Below are 23,884 nucleotides of genomic sequence, written 5' to 3'. Positions count from 1 at the left end.
CCGAGGCATCACAGTCGTGTTCCGCCCAGCATCCGACGGGTCGGGCGGCCCCGCCACTCGGGCGACCGGAATTCGGCCACCCGTCTCGTGGCGGGGCCCCCGGCGGACGTCAGAAGTTGATCATGTGCCCGGCCAGACCGTGCACCGCTTCCTTGACGGCCTCGCCCAGCGTCGGGTGGGCGTGGACGTTGCGCGCCACCTCGTGGACGGTGAGGTCCCACTGCTGGGCCAGGGTCAGCTCGGGCAGCAGCTCGGTGACGTCGGGGCCGATCAGGTGGGCGCCGATGATCTCGCCGTACTTCGCGTCGCTGATGACCTTGACGAAACCGACGGTGTCGCCGAGGCCGTGCGCCTTGCCGTTGGCCTGGAACGGGAACTTCGCGACCTTGACGTCGAAGCCCTTCTCCTTGGCCTGCGCCTCCGTCCAGCCGAAGCTCGCGATCTGCGGCTGCGAGTAGGTGGCGCGCGGGATCATCGGGTAGTCGAGTTCCATCGTCTCGGCGTCCGCGAGGGTCTCCGCGGCGACCACGCCCATGGCCTCCGCGGTGTGCGCCAGCATCAGCTTCGCCGTGACGTCACCGATGGCGTAGATGTGCGGGACGTTCGTACGGCAGCGGCCGTCGACGTCGATCGCGCCGCGCTCGGTGAGCGCCACCCCCGTCGCCTCGAGACCGAAGCCGGAGACGTTCGGCGCGAAGCCGATGGCCTGGAGGACCTTGTCCGCCTCCAGGACCTGCTGCTTGCCGTCCTTGCCGGTGACGGTCACCTTGACCTGCTCGCCCGACTCGTCGATCGACTCCACGCGTGTCGAGGTCAGCACGTCGATGCCGAGCTTGCGGTACTGCTTCGCCAGCTCCTTGGAGACGTCCGCGTCCTCCAGCGGGGCGACACGGTCCAGGAACTCGACGATCGTGACCTTCACGCCGTAGTTGTGCAGGACGTAGGCGAACTCGATGCCGATCGCACCCGCGCCCGCGATCACGATGGACTCCGGCAGGGAGTCGGCGAGGATCTGCTCCTCGTACGTCACCACGCGCTCGCTGCGGCTGGTGCCGGGCAGCAGGCGGGGCGTGGCGCCCGTGGCGATGATGCAGTTCTCGAAGCCGATCGTGGCGGTGGTGCCGTCGGACTTCGCCACCTGGAGGGTGTTCGCGTCCAGGAACGTGCCGCGGCCGTCGAACTCCGTGATGCCGTTCTTCTTCATCAGGAAGTGGACGCCCTTGACGCGGCCGTCCGCCACCGTGCGGCTGCGGCTGAACGCCTCGCCGTAGTCGAAGGAGACCGTGCCGTCGACCTTGATGCCGTACGTCTTCTGCTCGTGCGTGAAGAGGTGGGCCAGCTCGGCGTTGCGCAGCAGCGCCTTGGTCGGGATGCAGCCGACGTTGAGGCAGACACCTCCCCAGTACTTCTCTTCGACGACCGCTACGCGCTTGCCCAGCTGGGCGGCGCGAATGGCGGCCACATAGCCGCCAGGTCCTGCTCCGAGCACGACGACGTCGAAGCGGTCTTCCATGGGGAGGTCCTCTCTGGGTGGAACGGATCCAGTGGTGCGGATGGCTCTGTGCCACGATCATGCGCCATGCGAAGGCCCGGGCGGCGGGCGGGTGGCGCACGCCACTGCCAGCCCGGGCGGACTCCGGCGAACGCGCGCCTTGCCATCCTCCCAACCGCCATACCCCGTACGGAGTTCGAGGGCGGTTGACCAAGGGCGTCCCGCGCCCCACAATGACCACCATGATCCAGCACCTGACCGCCGTCGCACGGACGTTCAACGTCCCGTGGCGGTGCGGGTGCGAGCGATCGGGCCGCTAGCCGTGCGGAAGTCCGCTCGGCATCCCTGGTGCGGGGGCACTCCCGCCCGCCCGTTCTCGCTTCCCGAAGGATCACCCTCCTGTGTCTGTCACCGACCGCACCCCTCTCTCCCCGGCCGCCCTGCGCGAGGCCCGCGTCCCCGCCGACGGCATGTACGAAGGCCGCCGCACCCTGCGCCGCCTCCCTGAGGGATGGCAGGAGCGACCCTACGAGCTGATCGACGTGGTGCCCCAGGGCCGCCTCATCGGCGCCGAGATCCGCGGCGTCGACCTCGCGCAGCCCCTCACCCCCGCCCTGCGCGAGGAGCTGAACCGGGCCCTGCTGGAGTGGAAGGTGCTGTTCTTCCGCGGCGCGGGCATCACGGCCGAGCAGCAGCGCGCCTTCGCCCTCCACTGGGGCGAGCTGGAGACGAATCCCCTGCTCGCGCGCGGCTCCGCCGACGACGTCGTCCGGTTCGACAAAGGGGGCAGCGCGGTCCCGACGTACGAGAACGTCTGGCACGCGGATGTCACCTTCCGCGAACGCCCGGCCCTCGGCGCGGTGTTGCAGCTGCGCGAGGTGCCGCCGTACGGCGGGGACACGATGTGGGCCGACATGGCGGCCGCGTACGACAACCTCCCCGAGGAGGTGAAGGCGCGCGTGGAGGGTGCGCGGGCCGTGCACGACTTCATTCCCGGCTTCGCCCGCTTCTACGGCCCCGACAAGCTCGCCCCGCTCCAGGACCGCTTCCCGCCCGTCACCCACCCCGTGGTGCGCACGCACCCCGAGACCGGGCGGCGGACGCTCTTCGTCAACACCTCCTTCACCACGCACATCGTCGGCATGGACCGCGAGGAGAGCGACCGGCTGCTGGGCTTCCTCGTGCGGCAGGCCCATGTGCCGGAGTACCAGGTGCGGTTCCACTGGCAGGCGGGCGACGTCGCGTTCTGGGACAACCGCGCCACCCAGCACTACGCCGTCGACGACTACGCGCCGCATCGCCGGGTGGCGGAGCGGGTCGCGATCGCGGGCGACCGCCCTTACTGACGTCGGCCCCTACTGACGTCGGCCCCTACTGACGTCGGCTCGTACTGACGTCGGCCCGTGCTGATGTCCGGCCCGTGCCGGTCTCAGCTCCGCAAGGCCAACTCCCAGCGGGTCTCGCCCTCATGGACCACGTCGGTGGCGGCGAGACCGGCGGCCGCCGCGACGGCCGCGGAGGCGGTGTGATCGGGATGGACATGCGCGACGACCGCCCGCGCGCCCTGCCCCGCGAGCCACTCCACCAGGCCCCGGGTGGCCTCCGAGGCGTATCCGCGCCCCTGCCAGGGCGTCCCGACCACCCAGGCGATCTCGGCGAGGGGCCCGTTCGCCTCGTGGGTGATCGTCGCCTGTACGGTCCCGGCCAGGCGGGGCGGCCGGTCGTCGCGGAGCCGGATGACCCAGTTGCACCAGGAGACGCCCGGTTCGGGCGGGCCCGCGAGTATCCGCCGGTAGCGCTCGCGCAGTGCGTCGGCGTCGGCGGGGGAGCCGCCGATGAAGGTGTGCAGGGCCGGGTCGCCGAGTACGACCGCCATCTCGTCGGTGTGCTCGACGCGGAGCGGTACGAGGTCGAGCCGGGCCGTGCGGATCGGGGCGGGGGTGGGGTGCATGGGGTCATTGTGCGGGGAGCCGGCCGCTCGGGGGCCCGGAACCCCTTGACCGGGAGATCATGCGGCTCCTAGCCTCACGGGTCACCGATACCGATACCGATTACCGACTCCGCGATTTACTGACTCCGCGATCGCGCAGACGAAGTGGGCCCCCTGATGACGACCCCGCCCGCCACACCGAACGCCTCCGGCGGGGCTCTCGCCGGGCTCAAGGTGCTCGATCTGTCCCGGGTCCTCGCCGGGCCCTACTGCGCGCAGATGCTCGCCGACCACGGCGCCGACGTCATCAAGGTCGAACCCCCGGCCGGTGACGAGACCCGGGGCTGGGGGCCGCCGTTCGTCGCGCCGGACACCTCCGCGTACTACCAGAACCTCAACCGCGCCAAGAAGAACATCGTCGTCGACCTGGCCGTGCCCGAGGGGCGCGACATCCTCGACACCCTGCTGTGCGACACCGACGTCCTCGTCGAGAACTTCAAGGCGGGCACCCTCGCCAAGTGGGGCTACCCCGACGAGGAGCTGCGCCGCCGCTTCCCCGCGCTCATCCACTGCCGCGTCACCGGCTTCGGGACCGACGGTCCGCTCGGCGGGCAGCCCGGTTACGACGCCGTGCTCCAGGCGTACGGCGGGCTGATGAGCGTCAACGGCGAGCCGGACGGGCCCCCGCTGCGCGTGGGCGTGCCGGTCGTCGACCAGGTCACCGGCATCCTCGCCTTCTCCGGCATCCTGCTCGCCCTGCACGAACGCCACCGCTCGGGCCTCGGCCAGCTCGTCGACTGCACCCTCCTGGACACCGCGGTCAGCCTGCTCCACCCGCACTCGGCCTCGTGGCTCGCGGGCGGCGCCGTGCCGCGGCGCACCGGCTCCGCGCACCCGTCCATCGCCCCCTACGACTCCTTCGGCGCCGCCGACGGGCCGGTCTTCATCGCGGTCGGCAACGACCGGCAGTTCGGCGCGCTCACCGACGTACTCGGGGCACCGGAACTCGCGGCCGACCCCCGCTTCCGCACGAACTTGGAGCGCGTACGCCACCGAAGGGCCCTGCGCGCCGCCCTGGAGAAGACCATCGCCGCACGCCCTCGCGCCGAACTCGCCGCACAGCTCACCGCCCGCGGCGTCCCGGCCTCGCCGGTGCACGACGTCGCCGAGGCACTGACCTCGCCGCAGGTACGCCACCGCGGCCTGGTCGTCGAGGCCGACGACTACCGCGGACTCGCCTCACCCGTCTCCCTCTCCCGCACCCCGGCGCGGGTACGCCCCGAGGTGCGGGCCGCCGGCGCGGACACACGGGACGTGCTCGACGCGGCGGGATACGACGGCGAGACCATCGACAGGGCGGTCGAGGCCGGTGTCGTACGGGCGGCGGACTCTCCCTGAGCTGGGGGGACGGCTGATTGTCAGTGGCGGGTGCGAAGGTGAGCGTCATGACACCAGTCCTCCTGAGCGACATCGAGACGGCTGTGCGGGAGAGTTGGGGCGCGGACACCGCCGATCCCGGCTCCAGCGAGACATGGCCCCCGGACAACCCCGAACGTGACCAGTGCGGCGTCACCGCGCTCGTCGTGAACGATCTGCTGGGGGGTGATCTGATGCTCGGCGAGGTGCATGTCGACGGCGAGCGGACGGGTTATCACTGGTGGAACCGCTTGGCCTCGGGGATGGAAATCGACCTCACCCGTGGCCAGTTCCTGCCGGGCGAGACGCTGACGGACGGCGTCCCCCTGACCCGGCCACCGGAGATACGCCGCTGCCGCGAGGAGTACGAACTGCTGCGCGGCCGTGTGCTGAAGCGGCTGGACGCGCTGGCCCGCGACCGGGAATGTGAGGTTTCGCGGACGGAAGCTTCGGCACACTGGCCTGATGCAGCGCGATGAGGAACAGCCGTTGGCCGGGGGCAATGTCAACGAGGGCGTTGTCCGGGTCGGTGACACCGTCCGTCGTCCCACGGGGCCGTGGACTCCTGCGGTCCATGCCCTGCTCACTCACCTGCATGCGGTGGGATTCCATGCGGCGCCCCACCCGCTGGGCGTCGACGACCAAGGGCGCGAGGTCCTGTCCTTCCTGCCAGGACAGGTGGTGTGGCCCGGTCAGTTCTCACTGTTGGAGCCTGCTCGGCAACTGGCGCGCGTGGCACGGCTGATCCGGGACTTCCACGATGCCGTGCAGGACTTCACGCCGCCGCCTGACGCGCGCTGGCAGGGGCTGATCCCCGCCGAGGGCAGCGACATCATCGCCCATCACGACCTGGCTCCCTGGAACCTCGTGGTCGGAGACGAAGACCAGTGGGCCTTCATCGACTGGGACGGCGCAGGACCCGGTTCCCGCCTGTGGGACGTCGCGTACGCGCTCCACGGGTTCATTCCGCTGTCCGCCGATCCGAACTGGCAGCGCCCCGATGCGGCAGACCGGGTGCGCGGCTTCGTCGATGCCTACGGTCTCGACGAAGCTGAGCGTCGGCGGCTGGTCCCGATGCTGGGGCGCCGAACGCGTTCCATGCACGACTTTCTGCGTGACCAGGCCGCCCGTGGCGTGCGGCCCTGGGCCGGGTTGTGGGTCGAAGGGCACGGCGATGTCTGGCGAAGCGATTCCGAGTACATCGAGGAACGCGAAGACCAGTGGCTGCGCGCGCTGCTGGCTGGCTGAGCGTGTCCGTGGGGTGCCGTGATCATCCAGGAGAAGACACTACGGCCCCCGGTGTCCAGGACACCGGGGGCCGCCCCGCGTCCCGGCTGCCTTCCCCCACGAAAGGTCACCGGGACTCCCCTGAGTGTGGATCAGGGTTCAGATCTCGTCAGAAGGACAATGTGGCACCCTCCCCGAGACTCGCCTTCATCGTGCACCGGTTGGAGAAGGTGGCGGCCCAGCTGACGTGCTTGCCGTTCCAGACGCCGTTGATGGTCACCGTGACCGGCCGCCACTCCTTGGTGCAGATGGCGTCGGGCCTGTCGTTCACGAGTTGCGCGAACTGGCCTCCCACCTTCGTGAGTTCGGCACAAGCGGCGGCCGGCGAGGGGTGGCTTCCTGCGGGCCGGGGCGCGCAGGTCAGCGTCACGGCGCGCTCGACCGCCGCGGAGTTGGCGTCCTCGCCCTGGCCAACCGTGAGCACCAGGGCAGACGGCGCGTAGAGGCTCTTGGGCCCGGGGGCCTCGGCCTGCGCGGTGCCTGATGTCGCGGCGAGGACGCAGGTGGCCGCCGCAGCGGTTGCCCCTATCGTCCTGAGGGTGCGACGCATGGTGGACTCTCCTTCGCTCGATGCGGTTGATGACTGCGGTGGGGAGTCTTGCCGGTGCGGAGAGTGAGTGCCAAACGGATGGTCGATTTCCGGATGTGTGCGTCCGGTGGGCGGTGCCCGTACGGGCGTTCGGGCAGCTCAGGAGCGGTGGAATCGCCGCGCGAGGGCTGTCCAGCATGTGGACTTCCGCGATTGGTATAAACGCTAACTACGCTCTGACCTGCGGTAATAAGAAATTGGTTCTTCCTTCGACCACTCGCATCGACCGGAAATCATCGCTGGACCGGGGTTAAATCGGGCTCTCCCGCGTCCGCTCGGCCCGCGGCGGGTTGGCCGCCGTACCCTCGGTACTGATCAGTACGACGGTCGAAGCGGGCCCCACTCCCAACTCGGCCCGGCGCTCGGCGCTTCCCGGGCCGCTGAGGGCGGCGCGCACCCCGGCGAGGGAAGCGGCGCCGCACGGTCCGGACGAGACGCCCAGGGCGGCCAGGTCGCGCTCGGCCGCCGCGTCGGCGGCTTCGCTGACGGCCACCGCCGCGTCCAGGCCGTCGCGCAGCACGGGCCAGGCGAGCGACGAGGGCGTGCCGCAGTTGAGGCCGGCCATCACGGTGGTGCCGGTCGTGACGCTGGTGAGGCGCCCCGCGCGGAGGCTGGCCAGCACGCAGGCGGCCGCCTCGGGTTCGACCGTGAGGAGCGCGGGAGGCGGGCCGGCCGTGGTGTCCCGTCGGCCGCGGTAGTGCGTCACGGCGGCCTGGGCGAGCGACCCCACCCCCACGGGGACGGCTACCAGGGAGGGCCACCCGGCGCCCGCCGCGGCCAGTTGGGCGTCGACCTCGGCGAACAGCGTCTCGTACCCCTCGACGATCAGTGCGGGGATCTCCTCGTAGCCGTCCCACGCCGTGTCCTGGATCAGCAGCGCACCCGGCGCCCCGGCCCCGGCCGCGTCCGCGGCCCCGCGCACCGCCGCGTCGTAGGAACCGGCCACGGCCGTGACCTCGGCGCCCTCACCCTCGATGGCGGCCACCGCCGCCGGGTGGACGCCCTTGGGCACGAAGACGTGTGCGCGCTGGCCGAGTTGTCTCGCCATCCTGGCCACGGCCCGGCCGTGATTGCCGTCGGTGGCGGTGATGAGGCACAGCGGAGCCGGAGCCGATTCCGCCGCCGTGCCGTTCTCGCGCCCCGCCAGGATCCGGTGGATCGCCCAGGACGCGCCGAGCGCCTTGAACGCGGGCAGGCCGAGCCGGGCCGACTCGTCCTTGACGAAGATCCGCTCCACGCCGAACTCGGCGGCGAGGTCGGGGAGTTCACGCAGGGCCGTGGGCGCGTAATCAGGCAGGGCGGTGTGGAACGAGCGCGCCTTTGCCGTAGGCGGCGCGCAGGTCCACTCCCGTGCGACGGGACGGGCGTACCAGGGAAGGGAGGGGGTTTCCGCCACGCAGTCAGCTCCGCGAGAAGGCCAGGACCGCCGCCAAGTTCATCGGCTGCCGGGTCGAGACGTAGATGTACGGCGCGCCCCCGTAGGAGTTCCTCAACTCGATGCGCAGCGCGGTGGGCACGTAGGAGCGCAGGAGCAGCAGGGCGTACGGATTCGCCCTCGCCGTGCGCCATTCGAAGGCCTCCCGCTCGTCGAGGATCTCCGTCATGCCGAGCGCCTCGATCGGAATGGTCCGCTTGCCGACGACGAGGGAGCCCGGCGTCACGACGATCCGCACCCTGCCGTGCGCGTGCACGATCGCGGCGGCCACCGCCATGCCGAGCGTGGCCACGGTCGCCGCGGCGACCACGCCGAAGGGAATCGCCCCGACCGCGAGTCCGGCTCCGCCCAGTACCACCAGGGCCCACCAGGAGCGGGGCACGCTCAGCCGCTCTTCGTAGATGTGCATGACCGAATCCTGGCAGGAGCGCCCGCCACCGCGAGAAGAGGGTTCGCCCAGAGGCAACGCGAAGGCCTCTGTTGCCGTCCTCGAAGAGGCAAGAGGGGCACATGAGTTCGTTTCTGTGTCCTGTGACGAATGATCAGGAGGAGGACCACTTTGAGACGTGTCTCAAGAGTGGCGACCACGGCGCTCGCGGTACTCGCGCTCGCGGCGGCGGCCCCCGGGGCCGCCCACGCACTGCCGTCCGCCGACGCCCCGCCGCCCGCGGCGCCCACCCCGCCCGGCAGCGACGACGGCCTTCCCGAGGGCTGGCGGCTGGCGGGCGAGGGCAGCGGGAAGGAACTGGTCTGGGTCTCGCCCGAACCGGTGCCGATGGGAGACGCCCGCGTCGAGTTCTACTCCGGGGACAAGCTCCTCGGCAGGCCCGACGCCGCGCAGGACCGCCGCTCCTTCCGCCTGCCGCTGAACGGCGCGCGCCTCGGGTCCGTGAAGAAGCTGCGCGTACTGGCCGGCGGGCGCCGCCTGGACGAGGCCGGATCCGGCACCGGGTCGAGCGCGCCCCGCCCCGTGTCCCCCGCGGCCCTGCCTCCCGCCAACGAGGTCGACCCCGGCAAGGCGGGCCGCTACCGCACGGTCAGCGGCGCGTACACCCTCAAGTCCGAGCGGCTGCCCGGCTTCCCGGAGCCCGTGGAGATGCGGGCCCACGTCGTCGGCCCCGCCGACGCGCCGGGCAAGCGCCCGCTCGCCCTCTTCCTGCACGGCCGCCACTACACCTGCTACGGCGCCGGGGACGCGGAGGGCGGCGGGTGGCCCTGCAAGGCGGGCACGAAGCCGGTGCCGAGCCAGGACGGCTACAAGAAGGCCCAGAAGCTGCTGGCCTCCCAGGGATACGTCACGGTGTCCATAGCCGCCAACGGCATCAACGGCCAGGACCACCTCGCCGAGGACGGCGGCGCGCAGGCCCGCTCCTCGCTGGTACGGCTGCACCTCGCCCGCTGGGCGGAGTGGGCCGAGCAGCGGGAGAGCGCCCCGAAGGCCGTGCGCGACATCGCGCCCGCCGACCTGGAGCGGGTGCTCCTCGTCGGCCACTCCCGCGGCGGCGAGGGCGTCAACAGGGCCGCGCTCGACAGCCTCTACGCGCCCCCCGCCGACCAGGACGGCTACCGCGGTCCGGTGCGCTGGAAGATACGGGGCAACGTCCTGATAGGCCCGACCATCTTCGGGCAGAACCCGGCACCCGACGTCCCCTCCGCGACGATCCTGCCCGGCTGCGACGGAGACGTCTCCGACCTCCAGGGCGAGATCTACGTCGACGGGACGCGCCGCGTCAGCAGCGGCACCGCCCTGCACAGCGCGCTCTACATGGTCGGCGCCAACCACAACTTCTTCAACAGCGAGTGGACTCCCGGACAGGCGAAGGCGCCCGCCCAGGACGACTTCTCGTCCGAGGGCTCGGACCCCGTGTGCTCGCCCGGCAAGGGGACCCGCCTGACCGCCAAGCAGCAGCAGGCCGCGGGCGCCACGTACATCGCCGCGGCGGCCCGGCTGTTCGTCGCGGGCGACGACCGGGCGCGTCCTCTCCTGGACGGTTCGAACCGCCGCGCCCCCTCGGCGGACCCCGCCCGCGTGCTGAGCCACGCCGTCGGCGCGCGCCGCACCGAGGCCTTCCTGCCGGACGCCTCGACCAAGGTCAAGGGCGGAAAGCTGTGCGCCCAGGTGGATCCGGACGCGGCCCGCGCCTGTCTGCCGCCGAACGTGCGCGGAGCCTCACCGCACTTCGCCGGATGGGAGGTCTCACCCGAGCCCGGCCGTGACGCGGTGGCGATGCGCTGGACGCGGGCGGGCAAGCCGGTGCGGGTGACTCCCGCGCGCCCGGTGTCCCTGGCCGGCGCCAAGGACGTGGCGCTGCGCGTGATCGTGCCGCCCAACAGCACGGGCACCCGGTTCGACGTCACGCTCGCCGACACCGCGGGGCACCGCGTGAAGCTCGGCGGCGCCCGCGTCGACGGACTACCGGGCAGCGGCCGGACCGCCTCCTACTGGGGGCGCGAGGTCCGCGTGCCGCTGACCGCGCAGGCCAGGGAGAAGCTGGACCTCAAGCGGGTCAAGACGCTGGAACTCACCCCGCGCAGCCGCTCGGGCAAGGCCTGGCTGATGGACGCCTGGGGCTGGCGCCCGGGCACCCCCGACGTGAAGCCGGCCTCCCTGCCCCGCGTCGACATCGGCCGGCTGACCGTCGACGAGGGCGACTCCGGGGTCCGCACCTACCACGTGCCGGTGCACGTCTCGGGCAAGGGCAGCGGCAAGGTCAGGCTCTTCGCGCCCGAGCCCGGCTCGGACGAGGTCAAGTACCGCACGGTGACGGTGCGCCCCGGCGCCAACGACATCGACGTGCCGGTCGAGGTGCGGGGCGACACCCGTTACGGCTACGACGTCGCGCACGACGCGTTCGCCAAGGCGGTGCGCGGCGCCGTGGTCGGCTCCCACCACGGTGGCGTGACGGCACGGAACGACGACCCGATGCCCGAGCTCACCCTGGAGCCCGTCGCCGACAAGGTCAGCGAGGGCAAGCCGCTGAAGTGGCGGATGACGCTCGCGGAGCCCGTCGACGTGGACGTCATGGCCGGGGTCGCCTTCCTGCCGGTCGACGGCGGCGCCGAGCTGTCCACGCTCGACGTGGACCCGCGCTGGCTGGAGGAGGAGGTGGGCCAGGAGCCCCGCCCCAAGCGCGCGCTCTCCAAGATGACGGACGGCGAGTCGCTGTTCCTCTTCCTGCCCGCGGGCAAGAAGAGCGTCGAACTGCGCGTGCCCACCGTCAAGGACACCGCACGCGAGCCGGACGAGTCCCTGAAGGCCCAGCTGTTCCCGTACGACCAGAACTGGGAACCGCAGGACGGTGGTCCGGTGGTCACCGGCACGGTCCGCGACGCCCGGTAGCGTGAAAGGGCGGTCAACTCGGTGTCAAAGCACGTGAGTTGGCCGCCCCTCGCAACTCGGCGGCGACCCCGCCGAGTTGGCACCCCGACTCGACCGTCACGGAAGGCGCCGCAGGTGCCGGGCCGGATCCGGCCACCGGTGGCCGGATGCGTAAGGTTCCTCCATGCCCCCACTCTCGACCGCCCCCGAACTCCAGCTCCTCGGGCCCGCGCACGCGCCCGCGCTGCTCGCCTTCGAGAAGGCGAACCGCGCCTACTTCGCCGCCTCCGTCCCCGACCGCGGCGACGACTACTTCCGTGACTTCGCGGCACGCCACAACGCCCTGCTCGCCGAACAGGCCGAGGGCGTCTGCTTCTTCCATGTGCTGGTGGACGACGCGGGCGAGGTGCTCGGGCGGGTCAACCTCGTCGACGTGGCCGACGGCAGCGCCGAACTCGGCTACCGCATCGCTGAGCGCGCCACCGGCCGGGGCCTTGCCACACGTGCCGTCCGGCAGGCCTGCGACCTCGCCGTCACCGCGTACGGCCTGACCGAACTCCGCGCCGCCACCACGCTCGACAACCCGGGCTCACGAGCCGTGCTCACCCGCACCGGCTTCGTGCCCACCGGTGGCATCCGGCTCGACGGCCGCCCCGGCACGAGCTACCTGCTGGCGCTCTGACACCTCGGGCTCCCGCCCTGCGCCGGCCCGCTCCGGCAGGGGCTGCTGGGCCCGCTCCAGGAAGCGGAGCAGTTCCACGGGGAAGGGCAGGACGAGGGTGGAGTTCTTCTCCGCGGCGACGGCCACCACGGTCTGGAGCAGCCGCAGTTGGAGCGCGGCGGGCTGCGTGGACATCTCCTTCGCGGCCTCGGCGAGCTTCTTGGACGCCTGTAGCTCGGCGTCGGCGTTGATGACGCGGGCCCGCCGTTCGCGGTCGGCCTCGGCCTGGCGGGCCATGGACCGTTTCATGGTCTCGGGCAGGGACACGTCCTTGATCTCGACGCGGTCGATCTGCACGCCCCAGCCGATGGCCGGGCTGTCGATCATCAACTCCAGGCCCTGGTTGAGCTTTTCGCGGTTGGAGAGCAGATCGTCCAGGTCGCTCTTGCCGATGATGGAGCGCAGCGACGTCTGCGCCATCTGCGAGACCGCGAAGCGGTAGTCCTCCACCTGCACCACCGCGTTGGCCGCGTCCACCACCTTGAAGTAGATGACCGCATCCACCCGCACGGTCACGTTGTCCCGCGTGATGCCGTCCTGCGCGGGCACCGGCAACGTCACGATCTGCATGTTCACCTTGCGCAGCCGGTCGACGCCCGGGACCACCATGGTGAAGCCCGGCCCCCGCACACGCCCCGAGAGCCGGCCCAGGCGGAACACCACGCCACGCTCGTACTGCTTGATCACGCGGGCCGCCGCCAGGGCGTACACGAAGCAGCCCGAGGCGACCGCGGCACCTGCTGTCAGCAGCTCCTGAACCATGGCGGGACCCCCTGGCGTCCGAGTCGGCCATTGATTTCACGATATGCCCGCATATATCCATCGGTCGAGCCCCGGGCGCCCCCCGGATACGGGGACCGGTCAGTCCGTGCGGGGCCAGTCCGTGCGGGGCCGGGACTCGTGCAGCCGCGTGTGGTACCAGCCGTCGGACTCATGCCCGGCGGGGTCCTCACCGGCCAGGATCACCTGCCGCACGGCGTCCCGCCGCTCCTCGGGGCTGGTGAAGAGCCGCTGCGGATACGTCCGCGACATGTCCGTGACGGTCTCCAGACCGTGCTCGGCCAAGGTGGCCGAGATCTTCCCGTACGCCACGGTCCGCAGCGCGAACGCGCTCACCCACACCGGCGTCCGCGCGCACCCGAGCAGCGCGTCGAAGGTGCGGTGCGAGATGTAGCCGATGCCGCCGGTGACGGTGATCAGCCCGGCGCGGGCGACCGCCCGGCACAGGCCGGGGCTGGGCGGGACCCGCTCCAGGTTCTCGGCGTACGCCTCGTCGAGCAGACCCGCGTCCAGGGCGTAGCGGGTGGCGTTCGCCGCGGTGTCGAGCCCGATGACCGGCGTGGCGTCCGGGCGGCGCCGCGCGGCGTAGAACTTCTTGTCGCACTCGACGAGTTCGTGCGGGCTGAGCACGGCGGTCTCGGCGGAGGTGTAGTGCGCGTACAGGTCGGCGAGCGTGAGGTCGTGGTTGAGCAGCGCCGCGTTGATGCCGTAGGAGCAGCACACGTCGAGGACCGTCACCGGGCCCGGGTCGTCCGCGAGCCGGGAGCGCAGCTCGCGCGTGCGGCGGAAGACGGCCTGGGCGTGCTGCGGGATCTCGTACGCGTAGGGCTCCAGCGTGCGGAAGTACGCGCGCGGGTCCGGCTGGTCGTAGATGTCGTCGAACCGGGTCTTGCCCGACGCGGTCGTTGTCCTGTGCCGGTCTGTGGCCATGGGGCACCTCCGGGAGTGAGGAAGGGGCTGGGGCTGCCGTGCACCTCTACCCGACCCGTACCGCCCCCCGGTAGACCTCCTGGCGGTAACCGGCCACGGCGCGACCCGGCCGCGCCGCCCCGGGCCGCCTTCCTGACTACCCTGGAGCCGATGTTCACCTCCCAGGGTCCCACGCTGCGCGAGCTGGCCGTTCAGGCGCTCTCCTCCACCGAGCACGGCTACGACCTGCTCGCCCCGAAGTTCGACAGGACACCGTTCCGTACGCCTGGCCGGTTCCTGACCGCGACCGCCGACGCGCTGCGCCCGCTGGGCCCCTTCGACGCGGGCCTGGACGTGTGCTGCGGTACCGGCGCCGGGGTGGAGACGCTGCTGCCGCTGTGCCGCGAGCGGGTCACCGGCGTGGACTTCAGCGCGGGGATGCTGGCCGCCGCGGCGGACGCGGTGGGCGACCCGGGCCGGGGCGGGCCCGCGGTCGACTGGGTGCGGGCCGACGCCCGCGCGCTGCCGTTCACCGAGGGCTACGACGTGGCCGTCAGCTTCGGCGCGTTCGGCCACTTCCTGCCCGCCGAGCGCCCCGCCCTGTTCTCCGGTGTCCACCGGGCGCTGCGCCCCGGCGGCCTCTTCGCCTTCCCGATCGGCGCCCCGCAGCCCGTCACGTCCCCGTGGTACTGGGCGCTGCTCGGCTTCGACGGGATGATGCGCGTACGGAACCTGCTGTGGCGGCCGCGCTTCGTCATGTACTACCGCACCTTCGCGTTGGGCGGGGTCTGCCGGGACCTGAGAGACGCGGGCTTCGACGTGCGGCTGCTGCCCCTGGAGGAGTTCGGCAGACGCCCCGACGGCAGCCCCCGCTGGCGCTTGGTGGTGGCCCGCAAGGCGCCCTCCGCCTCCCGCGCGACCGCGCTCGCCCGCTCCGCCCAGCGCACCGCGGGGCCCATCGCGAGCGACGCCCCGGGGAACACCGCCCCGAGCACCAGCCACCCCGGCACGCCCCACACCACGAGGAGCCAGGTCAGCAGGAGCGGCCCCACCGCGCGGGCGAGCGGCACACCGGTACCGAAGAAGCCCTGATACTGGCCGACGTGCCGGTCGGGCGCCGGCGCGAAGCCGATCTGCCACGCCCCCGCGGAGTGCTGCGTCTCGGCGACGACCTGCAACACGGCACCGACGGGCGGCCGTGCTGCTGCGGATGCCGCTGCTCAGCCTCGCGATCCCGCCGTGGAGGTGGAGCGCACCGACGCACCGGGCTGGCAACACCGCGCGGTACGCCTCGCCGGTGTCGTACCGCAGCGCCAGACCGCCGAGGGCCGCGCCTACCGCGAGCCCCGCGTTCAGCGCCTGCCGGGACGCGGCGAGGCCGCACTGCGCGACGGCGTACACGACGGCGGCCGCGAGGAACAGCGGGAAGGAGCGGAGGAAGAGGAACGAGCCGACGGCCGCCACCGTGGCCAGGGCGAGCAGCACCGACGCCCCCGCGCGGCCCCCGCCGGTCGGCGAGCGCGCCCAGCGGCACCCCGGCCACCGACCCGATCGCCCAGGCCACCGTCAGGCCCAGCCCGATCTGGGTGGGGGAGAGGCCGACGACCCGGGTGAGGTACAGCGCGGACGAGACGTAGTACGCGCCGTCACCGACGGAATTGCTCGGCTGCGCGGCGGCGAGGACGCGCGGCGCCCCCGGTGGCGGAAGGATGCGGATCGACGGCACGGCGCTCCCCGAGTCGGCGGCCCGGGGCTGGGCCAATCGCCCGCCGCGCCCGTGCGCCACTTCGCCGCCTACGCCGTGCCGCTCACGCCGTCTCGCCTATGCCGTGCCGTCGGCCGCCGCGTGCAGGGCGGCGATGTCGAGCTTCTTCATGCCGAGCATCGCCTGCATGGCGCGCTGGGCACGCCCCGGGTCCGGGTCGGTCAGGAGTTTGGGGAGCGCGGCGGGCACGACCTGCCAGGACAGCCCGTACTTGTCCTTGAGCCACCCGCAGGGCCCTTCCTCGCCGCCCTCGGAGAGCTTCGCCCAGTAGTGGTCGACCTCCTCCTGGTCGGCGCAGTCGATGGAGAAGGAGACCGCCTCGTCGAAGGTGAATTCGGGGCCGCCGTTGATCGCCGTGAAGCGCGCACCGTCCAGCACGAAGTCCACCGTCAGCACGGTGCCGGCCGGGCGCGGGGCGCCCTCTCCGTAGTACGAGACCTCCTTGATCTCGGAGTTCGGGAAGACCGAGACGTAGAACTCCGCGGCCTCCTGGCTCTGGGTGTCGAACCAGAGGTTGGGTGTGATCGTGGGCATGGCACTCTCCTGTCGCGTACGCGGCGGTCATGTCCGCACGCTCTGTGGCCGAAGCTCTCTCCGGGGCAGCTTTCTCTATGGGGAGCTTTCTCTATGGGGACCGTCCCACCGCCCAGAACTCATCGCCACACGATCACCGGCTCATGGCCATCCCGCTCACCGGGCTTCCCGCACGCGCGGCTCCTTCGCCAGACGGATGCCGAAGTGCCGCTCGTACGCCGCGAGGACCTCCGCCTCCGTGGCCAGCTCGGTGATCCGGCGCTCGCCCTCCACCGTGGCGGTGAGGGTGCGGCCGCTGAGCGTGACCCGCCCGTCACCCGTGACGATCGAGCAGACCAGCGACCGGGTGAAGTGGGACTCGGGCGAGGTCCGGTGGTACCAGGCACCGCTCGTGAAGTCGTCCAGCGCGCGCGGGCGCGATTCGAGCAGGTACTGCGGCTTGCCGTCCTTGACGACCTCCAGATCGCCCTCCGCGCGCTCCACGAGGCGGAACGTGCCGCCCGGGTCGGCCTGCTCGCCCCGCTCACCGAGGACGAGCGGCAGATGGCTGTGGGCGCCGAAGCCGACGTCCGCGAGCCAGTCCCCGCCGTCCCGCGTGCGTACGCGCAGCGCCAGATGGTCGAAGGGGATGCCGAGCCGCCCGTCGTCGTACACCCGGGCCTGGAGCAGCGTGACATCGAAGCCGAGCGACGTGAGGAGAGCGGCGAAGGCGCCGTTGAGTTCGTAGCAGAAGCCGCCGCGGCGCGCCTCCACGACCTTCGCCACCAGGGCCCGCGAGGTCAGCTCGATCTCCTCGCCGAGATGGATCGACAGATTCTCGAAGGGCACGCTGCGCAGATGCGCGAGGTGCAGCGCGCGCAGGGCGTCGGAGGTGGGGGCCACGGGGCGCGCGGCGCCGATGCGCCGCAGGTAGGCGTCGGTCTGTTCGGTGTCCATGGGGCCAGTGTGCTGGGGGAGCGGTACCCGGTCCACGGACCTCCGTCGGCGCCCGCACCGGACGTCGGTCCTAGGACTCCCGGACGACCGCTTCCCGCCCGCCTCTCGCGCGTCAATTCCCGGATGACGTACGCCAGTACGTGTGTATAGTCGCCGACGAACGCACGCACCCCGTGCGGCGCGGCACGACGCACGCGCCCCATGAGATGCCGCACGACGCGAGAGAACCAGGAGGTGAGCCCGATGACCCCGCAGCACCAGCACTCCGTCCGGGCCCTCCTGACCGCAGTCCGCGTCTGACGCCTGCCTCTTCCGCACCACCGAGGCCGCAGACGCCTCCGCCCAGGAGCGCCCCACCACCGCGAACGCCCACGCGTACTCCTGAGCGAAGGAACCGAAACACCCGTGAACACCACCTCCTCGCAGGCCCCTGTCCGTGACTTCCAGGTCTCCGTCCCCGACGACGTCCTGGACGACCTGCGCACACGCCTGCGGCGCACCCTCTTCACCACGGCGACCGACCCGACGTACTGGGCCGCGGGCACCGACCCCGACTACCTGCGCGACCTCGTCACCTACTGGGCGGACGGCTTCGACTGGCGGGCCGCCGAGACCGCGCTCAACGCCTTCCCGCACCGCATCGCCGAAGTCGCGGGCGCACCCGTCCACTTCGTCCACCTGCGCGCGCCCCGCCCCGACGGCGCCCCCGCGCCGCTGCCGCTGATTCTCAGCCACGGCTGGCCCAGCAGCTATGTCGAGATGCTGGACCTCGCCCGGCGGCTCGTCGACCCCGGCGGCCACGGCGGCGACCCCGCCGACGCCTTCGACGTGGTCGTGCCCTCGCTGCCCGGCTTCCTCCACTCCGGGCTGCCGAAGGGGCCGTTCACCCGCGAGGGCGTCGCCGGCATCTGGCACGCCCTGATGACCGAGACCCTCGGCTACCGGCGCTTCGGCGCCTTCGGCGGCGACATCGGGGGAGGGGTCACGCAGTGGCTCGGCGCCCGCTTCCCCGGCGAGGTCGCCGGCGTGCACATCACCTCCGCGGTGGTCTCCGCCGACTTCACCGCGGCCCCGCCGACCGCCGAGGAGCAGGCCTACCTCGACCACCTCGACGCGTACGACGCCACAGACCAGGGCTACAGCGAGATCATGTGCACCCGGCCCGACACGCTCGCCGCCGCGCTGCGGGACTCCCCGGCCGGCCTGCTCGCCTGGATCATCGACAAGTACCGCGACTGGAGCGACTGCGACGGCGACCTCGAGACCCGCTGGGACAAGGACACCCTGCTGACCGTCGCCACCCTCTACTGGGCCACCGGCAGCATCGGCTCGTCCTTCCGGCAGTACTACGACTACGTACGGCACAACAGGCCGGTGCCGCCCATCACCGTCCCCGGAGCGGTCACTCTCAGCCATGAACCGGCCTTCGCGCACTACCCGAAGAGCCTCGCCGAACGCGTCTTCACCGATCTGCGGCACTGGAGCACGCCGCACAACGGCGGGCACTTCATGGCACACGAGGAACCCGAGCAGGTCGCGCGCGAGCTGCGGGACTTCTTCCGCCCGCTGAGGTCCGACGGCTGACCGGCCACGGTCGTGGCCGGTGAAAGGGAAGCGAATGTTCCGCGCCAATGACGGCGGGACTGTTGACACGTGACTGCACCCTGTGAACGAGACGGGGTGAGCCGCTCTCCTCCCAAGGGATGACACTCCACCGGGCGCAGTACACCGACCGTGGGCCGATAGTCCGGCCCGCAGTCGGACTCCTGGCCCGTCAACGGCGGTGAGTATGGAGGGGCATCCTGCTGGACCCCCTGACGTGCGCGATCGCGCCGAAGGGGGTCACTTCCTGCCTGCCCAACCCGACGGGGGTCCCTTTCGCCGTGGCTACGTTCCTGTACAAACTAGGCCGCCTCGCTTTCCGGCGACGCCGTTACGTGGCGCTGCTCTGGGTGGCGCTCTTCGTAGGTGCGGGCGTCGCCGCGTCGACCGCGCCCGCCGCGCCCGAGGACTCCTTCTCGATGCCGGGCACGGAGTCCCAGAAGGCCTTCGACCTCCTCGAGAAGCGCTTCCCGGACGCCAGCGCCGACGGCGCGAGCGCCCGTGTGGTCATACGTGCCCCCGAGGGCGAGAAGATCACCTCCGCCGACTCCAAGGCCGAGGTCGCCAAGATGATCGCGGCCGTCGGCAAGGGCTCGCAGGTCGCGGGCGTCGAGGACCCGTACAAGGCGAAGACCGTCAGCAAGGACGGCACCACGGCGTACACCTCGGTGACGTACAAGGTGGCCGCCCCCGAACTCACGGACAAGTCGCGCGAGGCCCTCACCAAGGCCACCGACAAGACCCGTGACGCGGGCCTGACCGTCGAGACCGGCGGCGACGCCGTCATGGCCGAGCAGGAGATGGGCGGCAGCGCCGAACTCATCGGCATCGCCATCTCCGCGGTCGTCCTGATCGTCACCTTCGGCTCGCTGGTCGCCGCGGGCATGCCGCTGCTCACCGCGATCATCGGCGTCGGCATCGGCATCTCGAGCATCACCGCCCTCGGCAGCGTGCTCGACCTCTCCGCCACCACCTCCACGCTCGCGATGATGATCGGCCTCGCCGTCGGCATCGACTACGCCCTCTTCATCGTCTCCCGCTACCGAGCGGAGATAGCCGAGGGCCGCACCCCGGAGGACGCGGCGGGCCGGGCCACCGGAACCGCTGGCTCCGCCGTGGTGTTCGCCGGACTCACCGTCGTCGTCGCCCTCTCCGGCCTCGCCGTCGTCAACATCCCGATCCTCACCAAGATGGGCCTCGCCGCCGCCGGCACCGTGGTGGTCGCCGTCCTCATCGCGCTCACCATGATCCCCGCGCTGCTCGGCTTCGCGGGCCGCAAGGTGCTGCGCCGCAAGGACCGCAAGAAGTCCGCCAGCGAGCTGCGGGACCCGAACGCCAAGCCGAAGCTCGGCACCCGCTGGGCGCGCTTCGTGCTGCGCCGCCCGCTCGCCGTCCTGCTCGTCGCGGTCGTCGGCCTCGGCGCGGTGGCGATCCCGGCCACCAGCCTCGAACTGGGCCTGCCCGACGAGGGCACGGCGGCGCCGGACAGCACCCAGCGCAAGGCGTACGACATGCTGTCGGACTCCTTCGGCGCGGGCTTCAACGGCCCGCTGATGGTCACCGTCAGCAAGGACTCCGGCGTGGCGGACGCCGCCAAGACCGTCGGCGAGAAGCTCGCCAAGGTCGACGGCGTCGTCGCCGTGACGGATCCGATGCCCAACAAGGGCGACAACACCGCGATCATGAACGTCGTCCCGGAGACCGGGCCGAGCGACCACAAGACCGAGGAACTGGTCAAGTCGATCCGTTCCAGCGCCGAGGAGATCGGGACCGACACCGGCTCCGAGATCCTCGTCACCGGCCAGACCGCGATGACCATCGACTTCTCGCAGACCCTGGACGACGCGCTCCTGCCCTACCTGGGCCTCGTCGTCGGCCTCGCGTTCCTGCTCCTGATGCTCGTCTTCCGCTCGATCCTGGTCCCGCTCAAGGCGGCGCTCGGCTTCCTGCTCTCGGTGGCCGCCGCGCTCGGCGCGGTCGTCGCCGTCTTCCAGTGGGGCTGGCTCGCGGACATCGTGGGCGTCGACCAGCCGGGCCCGATCATGAGCATGATGCCGATCTTCATGATCGGCGTGGTCTTCGGTCTCGCGATGGACTACGAGGTCTTCCTCGTGACCCGGATGCGCGAGGCGTACGTCCACGGGGCGAGCCCCGGCGAGTCGGTCGTGACCGGCTTCACCCACGGCGGACGGGTCGTGGCCGCGGCCGCGATCATCATGATCAGCGTCTTCTCCGGCTTCATCATGGAGAACGACGACATGATCAAGATGATGGGCTTCGGGCTGGCCGTCGCCGTCCTCTTCGACGCCTTCGTCGTCCGTATGGCGATCGTCCCCGCCGTGCTCGCGCTGCTCGGCAAGTCCGCCTGGTGGCTGCCGCGCTGGCTCGACAAGGCGCTGCCGAACGTGGACGTGGAGGGCGAGAAGCTGCACAAGGTCCTCGGCGACACGGTCACGCCCGGCGCGGAGACCGACCGGGAGCTGCAGCCCGTCGGCAGGTGACACCACCTACCCGCTGAGCGGGTCGGCCGGGGCATCCCCTTGGGGGAGCGCCCCGGCCGGCCCGCTCAGCCGTTTCGGCTCACGGCCGCTGCGCCGCGTCGTACGAGGCGCGGGCGGCGGCGATGGCGGGCCGGTGGCCGATCGACCAGTCGGAGAGCGCCTTGACGAGGTGGGTGAGGCTGTGGCCCATCTCGGTCAGTTCGTACTCGACCTGGGGCGGGATCGTCGGATAGACGGTGCGCTTCACCAGGCCGTCGCGCTCCAGGCGGCGCACGGTGACGGTGAGCATCCGCTGCGAGATGTCGCCGGGGATCCTGCGCTGCAACTCCTTGAACCGCAGGACGCCCGAGGCGAGTTCGACCACCACGTACACGGACCACTTGTCGCCGAGCCGGTCCAGGACGTCCCTGACCCCGCACTCGTCCTGGGGCGTCTCACAGCTGATCACCGGGTCCGCGGCCGCGGGGGTGGTTACCGCGGTGTGCCCTGCTGACATTCAAGTGCCTCCTTACGCGGTGTGATCACCGCCGCCGATGATGGTTCCGGGGCCGCCGCTCAGCGGCTCACGAAGAGGAACCACTCACCACGGGGGAACCATCCCATGCTCATGATCACCGGCGCCACGGGCGCCCTCGGCAAGCTCGTCACCGCCCGCCTCGCCGACCGCGAAGACGTCGTCATCGGCACGCGCAGCCCGGCGCCCGGCGAGCGCCGCGTCGACTTCGACGACCCGGCGTCGCTGGACTTCACCGGCGTCGACACCCTCCTGGTGATCTCCGCGGGCGCCGCTGAGGACGACGTCGTCATCGCCCGCCACGACGCCGCGATATCCGCCGCCGAGAAGGCGGGCGTGCGCCATCTCGTCTACACCAGCCTCAGCGGCGACGGCGACCACCTCACCTACGCGCTGGCCCACCGCTGGACCGAGCGCCGGCTGCGCGCCTCCTCGCTGCGGTGGACGGTGCTGCGCAACGGCCTGTACGCGGAGTTCCTCGCCGCGATCGCGGCACCGGGCCCCGACGGGACGATCGCCGCGCCGCTGGGCACCGGCCGCCTGGCCGCGGTGGCCCGCGAGGACCTGGCGGAGGCCGCCGTCAGGGTCGCGACGGCACCGGCCGCCCACGCGGGCCGCACCTACGAACTGGTCGGCGAACACGCCCTCGGCGGCGCCGATCTCGCCGCCGCGCTCGGCGGCTCGTACGAACCGGGCTCCCTCGCCGCGACCCGCGCCGCCCTGATCGGGGCGGGCCAGGCGCTGCCCTTCCAGGTGCCGATGCTCATGAGTACGTACTCGGCGGTCGCCGGCGGCTTCCTGGACGGCACGTCCATCGAACGCAACGACCTGCGCACCCTGCTCGGCCGCGAGCCGCGCCCGGCGATCGAGGCCTACGTGCGCGCGGTGCGGGGCTGACCGCCCGCGCCGCGCTGATCGGTCAGGCCAGGGACGCGGCGCGGGCCGGGTCCACGGCGTGCCGCAAGGGCTGCTCTCGTACGAAGCGTTCGAGTTCGTCGCGTACGAGGCGCCCGAGCCGGTGGCATTCGCCGCCGAGGGCACCGGCCAGATGGGGCGTCAGGACGACGTTGGGGAGGGCGAAGAGCGGCGAGTCGGGGGCCGGAGGCTCCGGGTGCGTGACGTCGAGCACGGCGGTCAGGTCGGGCCTGGCGCGCAGGACCCCCGTCAGCGCCTCCTCGTCGATGAGCGCGCCCCGGGCCGTGTTGATGAGCGTGGCGCCGGGCGTCAGGGAGTTCAGCAGTGGCGTGCCGACACAGCCGCGGGTCTCGGGCAGGAGCGGCGCGTGGAGGCTGACGACATGGCAGGTGGCGAACAGCTCCTCGATGCCCACCAGTCGTACGCCCCTCTCCCCGGCGGTGACCGGGTCGGCGAGCGGATCCGTGGCGAGGACCTCGACGTCGAAGCGCCCCAGGTGCTCCGCGAGCAGCCGGCCGATGTGGCCGAGCCCCAGCAGCCCCACGCGTGAGCGGTAGGCGCCCGGAACCCTGACGTCGTGCGGGTACCGGCGGTCGGCGGCCAGCTCCCGGCTCACGCGGTGCACCTGCTTGAGACCCAGCAGGATCTGCGCCAGGGCGAACTCGGCCACGGGGACGGCGTTGGCCGCGGCCGCCGAGACGATCGGGATGCCGCGCGCCCAGAAGGCGGGCGTGGTCAGGTGCCGCACGGAGCCCGCCGCGGCGAAGACGGCACGCAGCTGGGGGGCCCGGCCCAGGAAGGCGGCGTCGAGGACGGGCGCGCCCCAGCCGGTGAGCAGGACGTCGGCGCGCCGCAGTACCTCGGGGCGCTCGTCGAGTTGTTCCCGGGTGAGCGGCGGGCCCTGCCGCTCCACGAGCCGGTCGATGCCGGCCAGCACCTCGGGCGGGTAGACGTCCGGCCTCCGCGCCTCCTCCATCACCAGAAGTGCTGTCGGTCCGTGTGCCGTCCCGGCCATGACGATGACGCTCCTCGGCTGCTGCGCTGACGTGCCGTCAGCGGTACCGCCGGCCTGTCCGAAGTATCGGACGAACCGCCTGGTGGGGACAATACATCGGATGACTCAAGCGAACGCAAGCCGTCAGTCGCCTCCGAACGCCTTGGAAATTTTGTATTCATCGGAGTATTGACTCTGGATTTTGGGCCCGTTACCGTCCCTCGGCAAGCGCTTACTAGAGGTAA

20 protein-coding genes and 1 pseudogene are annotated in these 23,884 nt (G+C 71.8%); 10 read left to right on the top strand and 11 right to left on the bottom strand.

Going from position 1 to position 23,884, the window contains the following annotated elements; genetic code table 11:
- Positions 1 to 109: 109 nt before the first annotated feature.
- Positions 110 to 1,513, bottom strand: coding sequence for a dihydrolipoyl dehydrogenase (gene lpdA / locus DMA15_RS01285; RefSeq protein WP_125510813.1), 1,404 nt, complete (start codon positions 1,511 to 1,513; stop codon positions 110 to 112).
- A 449-nt stretch (positions 1,514 to 1,962) separates the two neighbouring features.
- Between lpdA and DMA15_RS01280 the strand changes: the two genes are divergently transcribed.
- Positions 1,963 to 2,838 (top strand): TauD/TfdA family dioxygenase, encoded by an 876-nt coding sequence (locus DMA15_RS01280; protein ID WP_125517167.1) that lies wholly within the window; start codon positions 1,963 to 1,965, stop codon positions 2,836 to 2,838.
- Between the two features lie 83 nt (positions 2,839 to 2,921).
- Here the strand turns inward: DMA15_RS01280 and DMA15_RS01275 are convergent, their stop codons facing one another.
- Positions 2,922 to 3,443: a GNAT family N-acetyltransferase gene (locus DMA15_RS01275; RefSeq protein WP_125510812.1), complete on the bottom strand. Its 522-nt coding sequence runs from the start codon at positions 3,441 to 3,443 to the stop codon at positions 2,922 to 2,924.
- A 156-nt stretch (positions 3,444 to 3,599) separates the two neighbouring features.
- Here DMA15_RS01275 and DMA15_RS01270 point away from each other — a divergent pair, with 156 nt between their 5' ends.
- The 3 genes from DMA15_RS01270 to DMA15_RS01260 are packed head-to-tail and all read left to right on the top strand — an operon-like array spanning position 3,600 to position 6,086.
- On the top strand, positions 3,600 to 4,820 hold the full coding sequence (locus DMA15_RS01270; RefSeq protein ID WP_125510811.1) for a CoA transferase: 1,221 nt from the start codon (positions 3,600 to 3,602) through the stop codon (positions 4,818 to 4,820).
- 47 nt (positions 4,821 to 4,867) lie between these two features.
- Entirely contained in the window at positions 4,868 to 5,317 is a 450-nt protein-coding gene (locus DMA15_RS01265; RefSeq protein ID WP_240660148.1) for a hypothetical protein, read from the top strand.
- Positions 5,304 to 6,086, top strand: coding sequence for an aminoglycoside phosphotransferase family protein (locus DMA15_RS01260; RefSeq protein ID WP_125510810.1), 783 nt, complete (start codon positions 5,304 to 5,306; stop codon positions 6,084 to 6,086). Before DMA15_RS01265 ends, DMA15_RS01260 begins: the two co-directional genes overlap by 14 nt.
- A 148-nt stretch (positions 6,087 to 6,234) precedes the next feature.
- On the opposite strand, the gene DMA15_RS01255 is transcribed toward DMA15_RS01260, so the two are convergent.
- The 3 genes from DMA15_RS01255 to DMA15_RS01245 form a co-directional block, all read right to left on the bottom strand.
- Positions 6,235 to 6,675: a subtilase-type protease inhibitor gene (locus DMA15_RS01255; protein ID WP_125510809.1), complete on the bottom strand. Its 441-nt coding sequence runs from the start codon at positions 6,673 to 6,675 to the stop codon at positions 6,235 to 6,237.
- A 289-nt stretch (positions 6,676 to 6,964) separates the two neighbouring features.
- Entirely contained in the window at positions 6,965 to 8,110 is a 1,146-nt protein-coding gene (locus DMA15_RS01250; protein ID WP_125510808.1) for a diaminopropionate ammonia-lyase, read from the bottom strand.
- A gap of 4 nt (positions 8,111 to 8,114) precedes the next feature.
- Positions 8,115 to 8,558, bottom strand: coding sequence for a DUF3093 domain-containing protein (locus DMA15_RS01245; RefSeq protein ID WP_125510807.1), 444 nt, complete (start codon positions 8,556 to 8,558; stop codon positions 8,115 to 8,117).
- Between the two features lie 150 nt (positions 8,559 to 8,708).
- On the opposite strand from DMA15_RS01245, the gene DMA15_RS01240 reads away from it, so the two are divergent.
- Together DMA15_RS01240 and DMA15_RS01235 are read left to right on the top strand one after the other, a co-directional pair.
- Positions 8,709 to 11,489 carry a hypothetical protein gene (locus tag DMA15_RS01240; protein ID WP_240659643.1) on the top strand — a complete coding sequence of 927 codons (2,781 nt, stop codon included), beginning with the start codon at positions 8,709 to 8,711 and terminating at the stop codon, positions 11,487 to 11,489.
- A gap of 163 nt (positions 11,490 to 11,652) precedes the next feature.
- Positions 11,653 to 12,150: a GNAT family N-acetyltransferase gene (locus tag DMA15_RS01235; protein WP_125510805.1), complete on the top strand. Its 498-nt coding sequence runs from the start codon at positions 11,653 to 11,655 to the stop codon at positions 12,148 to 12,150.
- Here the strand turns inward: DMA15_RS01235 and DMA15_RS01230 are convergent.
- Both DMA15_RS01230 and DMA15_RS01225 read right to left on the bottom strand, forming a co-directional pair.
- Positions 12,058 to 12,951, bottom strand: a complete 894-nt coding sequence (locus DMA15_RS01230; RefSeq protein WP_125510804.1) for a slipin family protein — start codon at positions 12,949 to 12,951, stop codon at positions 12,058 to 12,060. The genes DMA15_RS01235 and DMA15_RS01230 overlap by 93 nt on opposite strands.
- Before the next feature lie 99 nt (positions 12,952 to 13,050).
- Positions 13,051 to 13,899 carry a hypothetical protein gene (locus tag DMA15_RS01225; RefSeq protein ID WP_125510803.1) on the bottom strand — a complete coding sequence of 283 codons (849 nt, stop codon included), beginning with the start codon at positions 13,897 to 13,899 and terminating at the stop codon, positions 13,051 to 13,053.
- Positions 13,900 to 14,049: 150 nt separating this feature from the next.
- Here DMA15_RS01225 and DMA15_RS01220 point away from each other — a divergent pair.
- A pseudogene (locus DMA15_RS01220) lies at positions 14,050 to 14,775 on the top strand (class I SAM-dependent methyltransferase); the annotation flags it as partial.
- Between the two features lie 925 nt (positions 14,776 to 15,700).
- Here DMA15_RS01220 and DMA15_RS01210 read toward each other — a convergent pair.
- Together DMA15_RS01210 and DMA15_RS01205 are read right to left on the bottom strand one after the other, a co-directional pair.
- A complete protein-coding gene (locus tag DMA15_RS01210) occupies positions 15,701 to 16,177 on the bottom strand; it encodes a VOC family protein (protein WP_125510802.1) in 477 nt (158 codons plus the stop codon).
- Between the two features lie 156 nt (positions 16,178 to 16,333).
- The gene (locus DMA15_RS01205; protein ID WP_125510801.1) at positions 16,334 to 17,113 is read right to left on the bottom strand and encodes an arylamine N-acetyltransferase; all 780 of its coding nucleotides are present in this window, start codon (positions 17,111 to 17,113) and stop codon (positions 16,334 to 16,336) included.
- 405 nt (positions 17,114 to 17,518) lie between these two features.
- Here DMA15_RS01205 and DMA15_RS01200 point away from each other — a divergent pair, with 405 nt between their 5' ends.
- Positions 17,519 to 18,697, top strand: coding sequence for an epoxide hydrolase family protein (locus tag DMA15_RS01200; protein WP_125510800.1), 1,179 nt, complete (start codon positions 17,519 to 17,521; stop codon positions 18,695 to 18,697).
- A gap of 299 nt (positions 18,698 to 18,996) precedes the next feature.
- Entirely contained in the window at positions 18,997 to 21,216 is a 2,220-nt protein-coding gene (locus DMA15_RS01195; protein ID WP_125510799.1) for an MMPL family transporter, read from the top strand.
- 79 nt (positions 21,217 to 21,295) lie between these two features.
- Here the strand turns inward: DMA15_RS01195 and DMA15_RS01190 are convergent, their stop codons facing one another.
- Positions 21,296 to 21,712, bottom strand: coding sequence for a helix-turn-helix domain-containing protein (locus tag DMA15_RS01190; protein WP_125510798.1), 417 nt, complete (start codon positions 21,710 to 21,712; stop codon positions 21,296 to 21,298).
- A gap of 105 nt (positions 21,713 to 21,817) precedes the next feature.
- Here DMA15_RS01190 and DMA15_RS01185 point away from each other — a divergent pair, with 105 nt between their 5' ends.
- Positions 21,818 to 22,627 carry an NAD(P)H-binding protein gene (locus DMA15_RS01185; protein WP_125510797.1) on the top strand — a complete coding sequence of 270 codons (810 nt, stop codon included), beginning with the start codon at positions 21,818 to 21,820 and terminating at the stop codon, positions 22,625 to 22,627.
- 22 nt (positions 22,628 to 22,649) lie between these two features.
- Here the strand turns inward: DMA15_RS01185 and DMA15_RS01180 are convergent, their stop codons facing one another.
- Positions 22,650 to 23,660 carry a hydroxyacid dehydrogenase gene (locus tag DMA15_RS01180; protein WP_125510796.1) on the bottom strand — a complete coding sequence of 337 codons (1,011 nt, stop codon included), beginning with the start codon at positions 23,658 to 23,660 and terminating at the stop codon, positions 22,650 to 22,652.
- Between the last annotated feature and the right edge of the window lie 224 nt (positions 23,661 to 23,884).

The sequence above is a fragment of the Streptomyces sp. WAC 01529 genome (assembly GCF_003945545.1).
GTDB lineage: Bacteria > Actinomycetota > Actinomycetes > Streptomycetales > Streptomycetaceae > Streptomyces > Streptomyces anatolicus.
The sequence above is the reverse complement of the archived record's forward strand: the minus strand, read 5'-3'. Positions and strand labels throughout refer to the sequence as shown.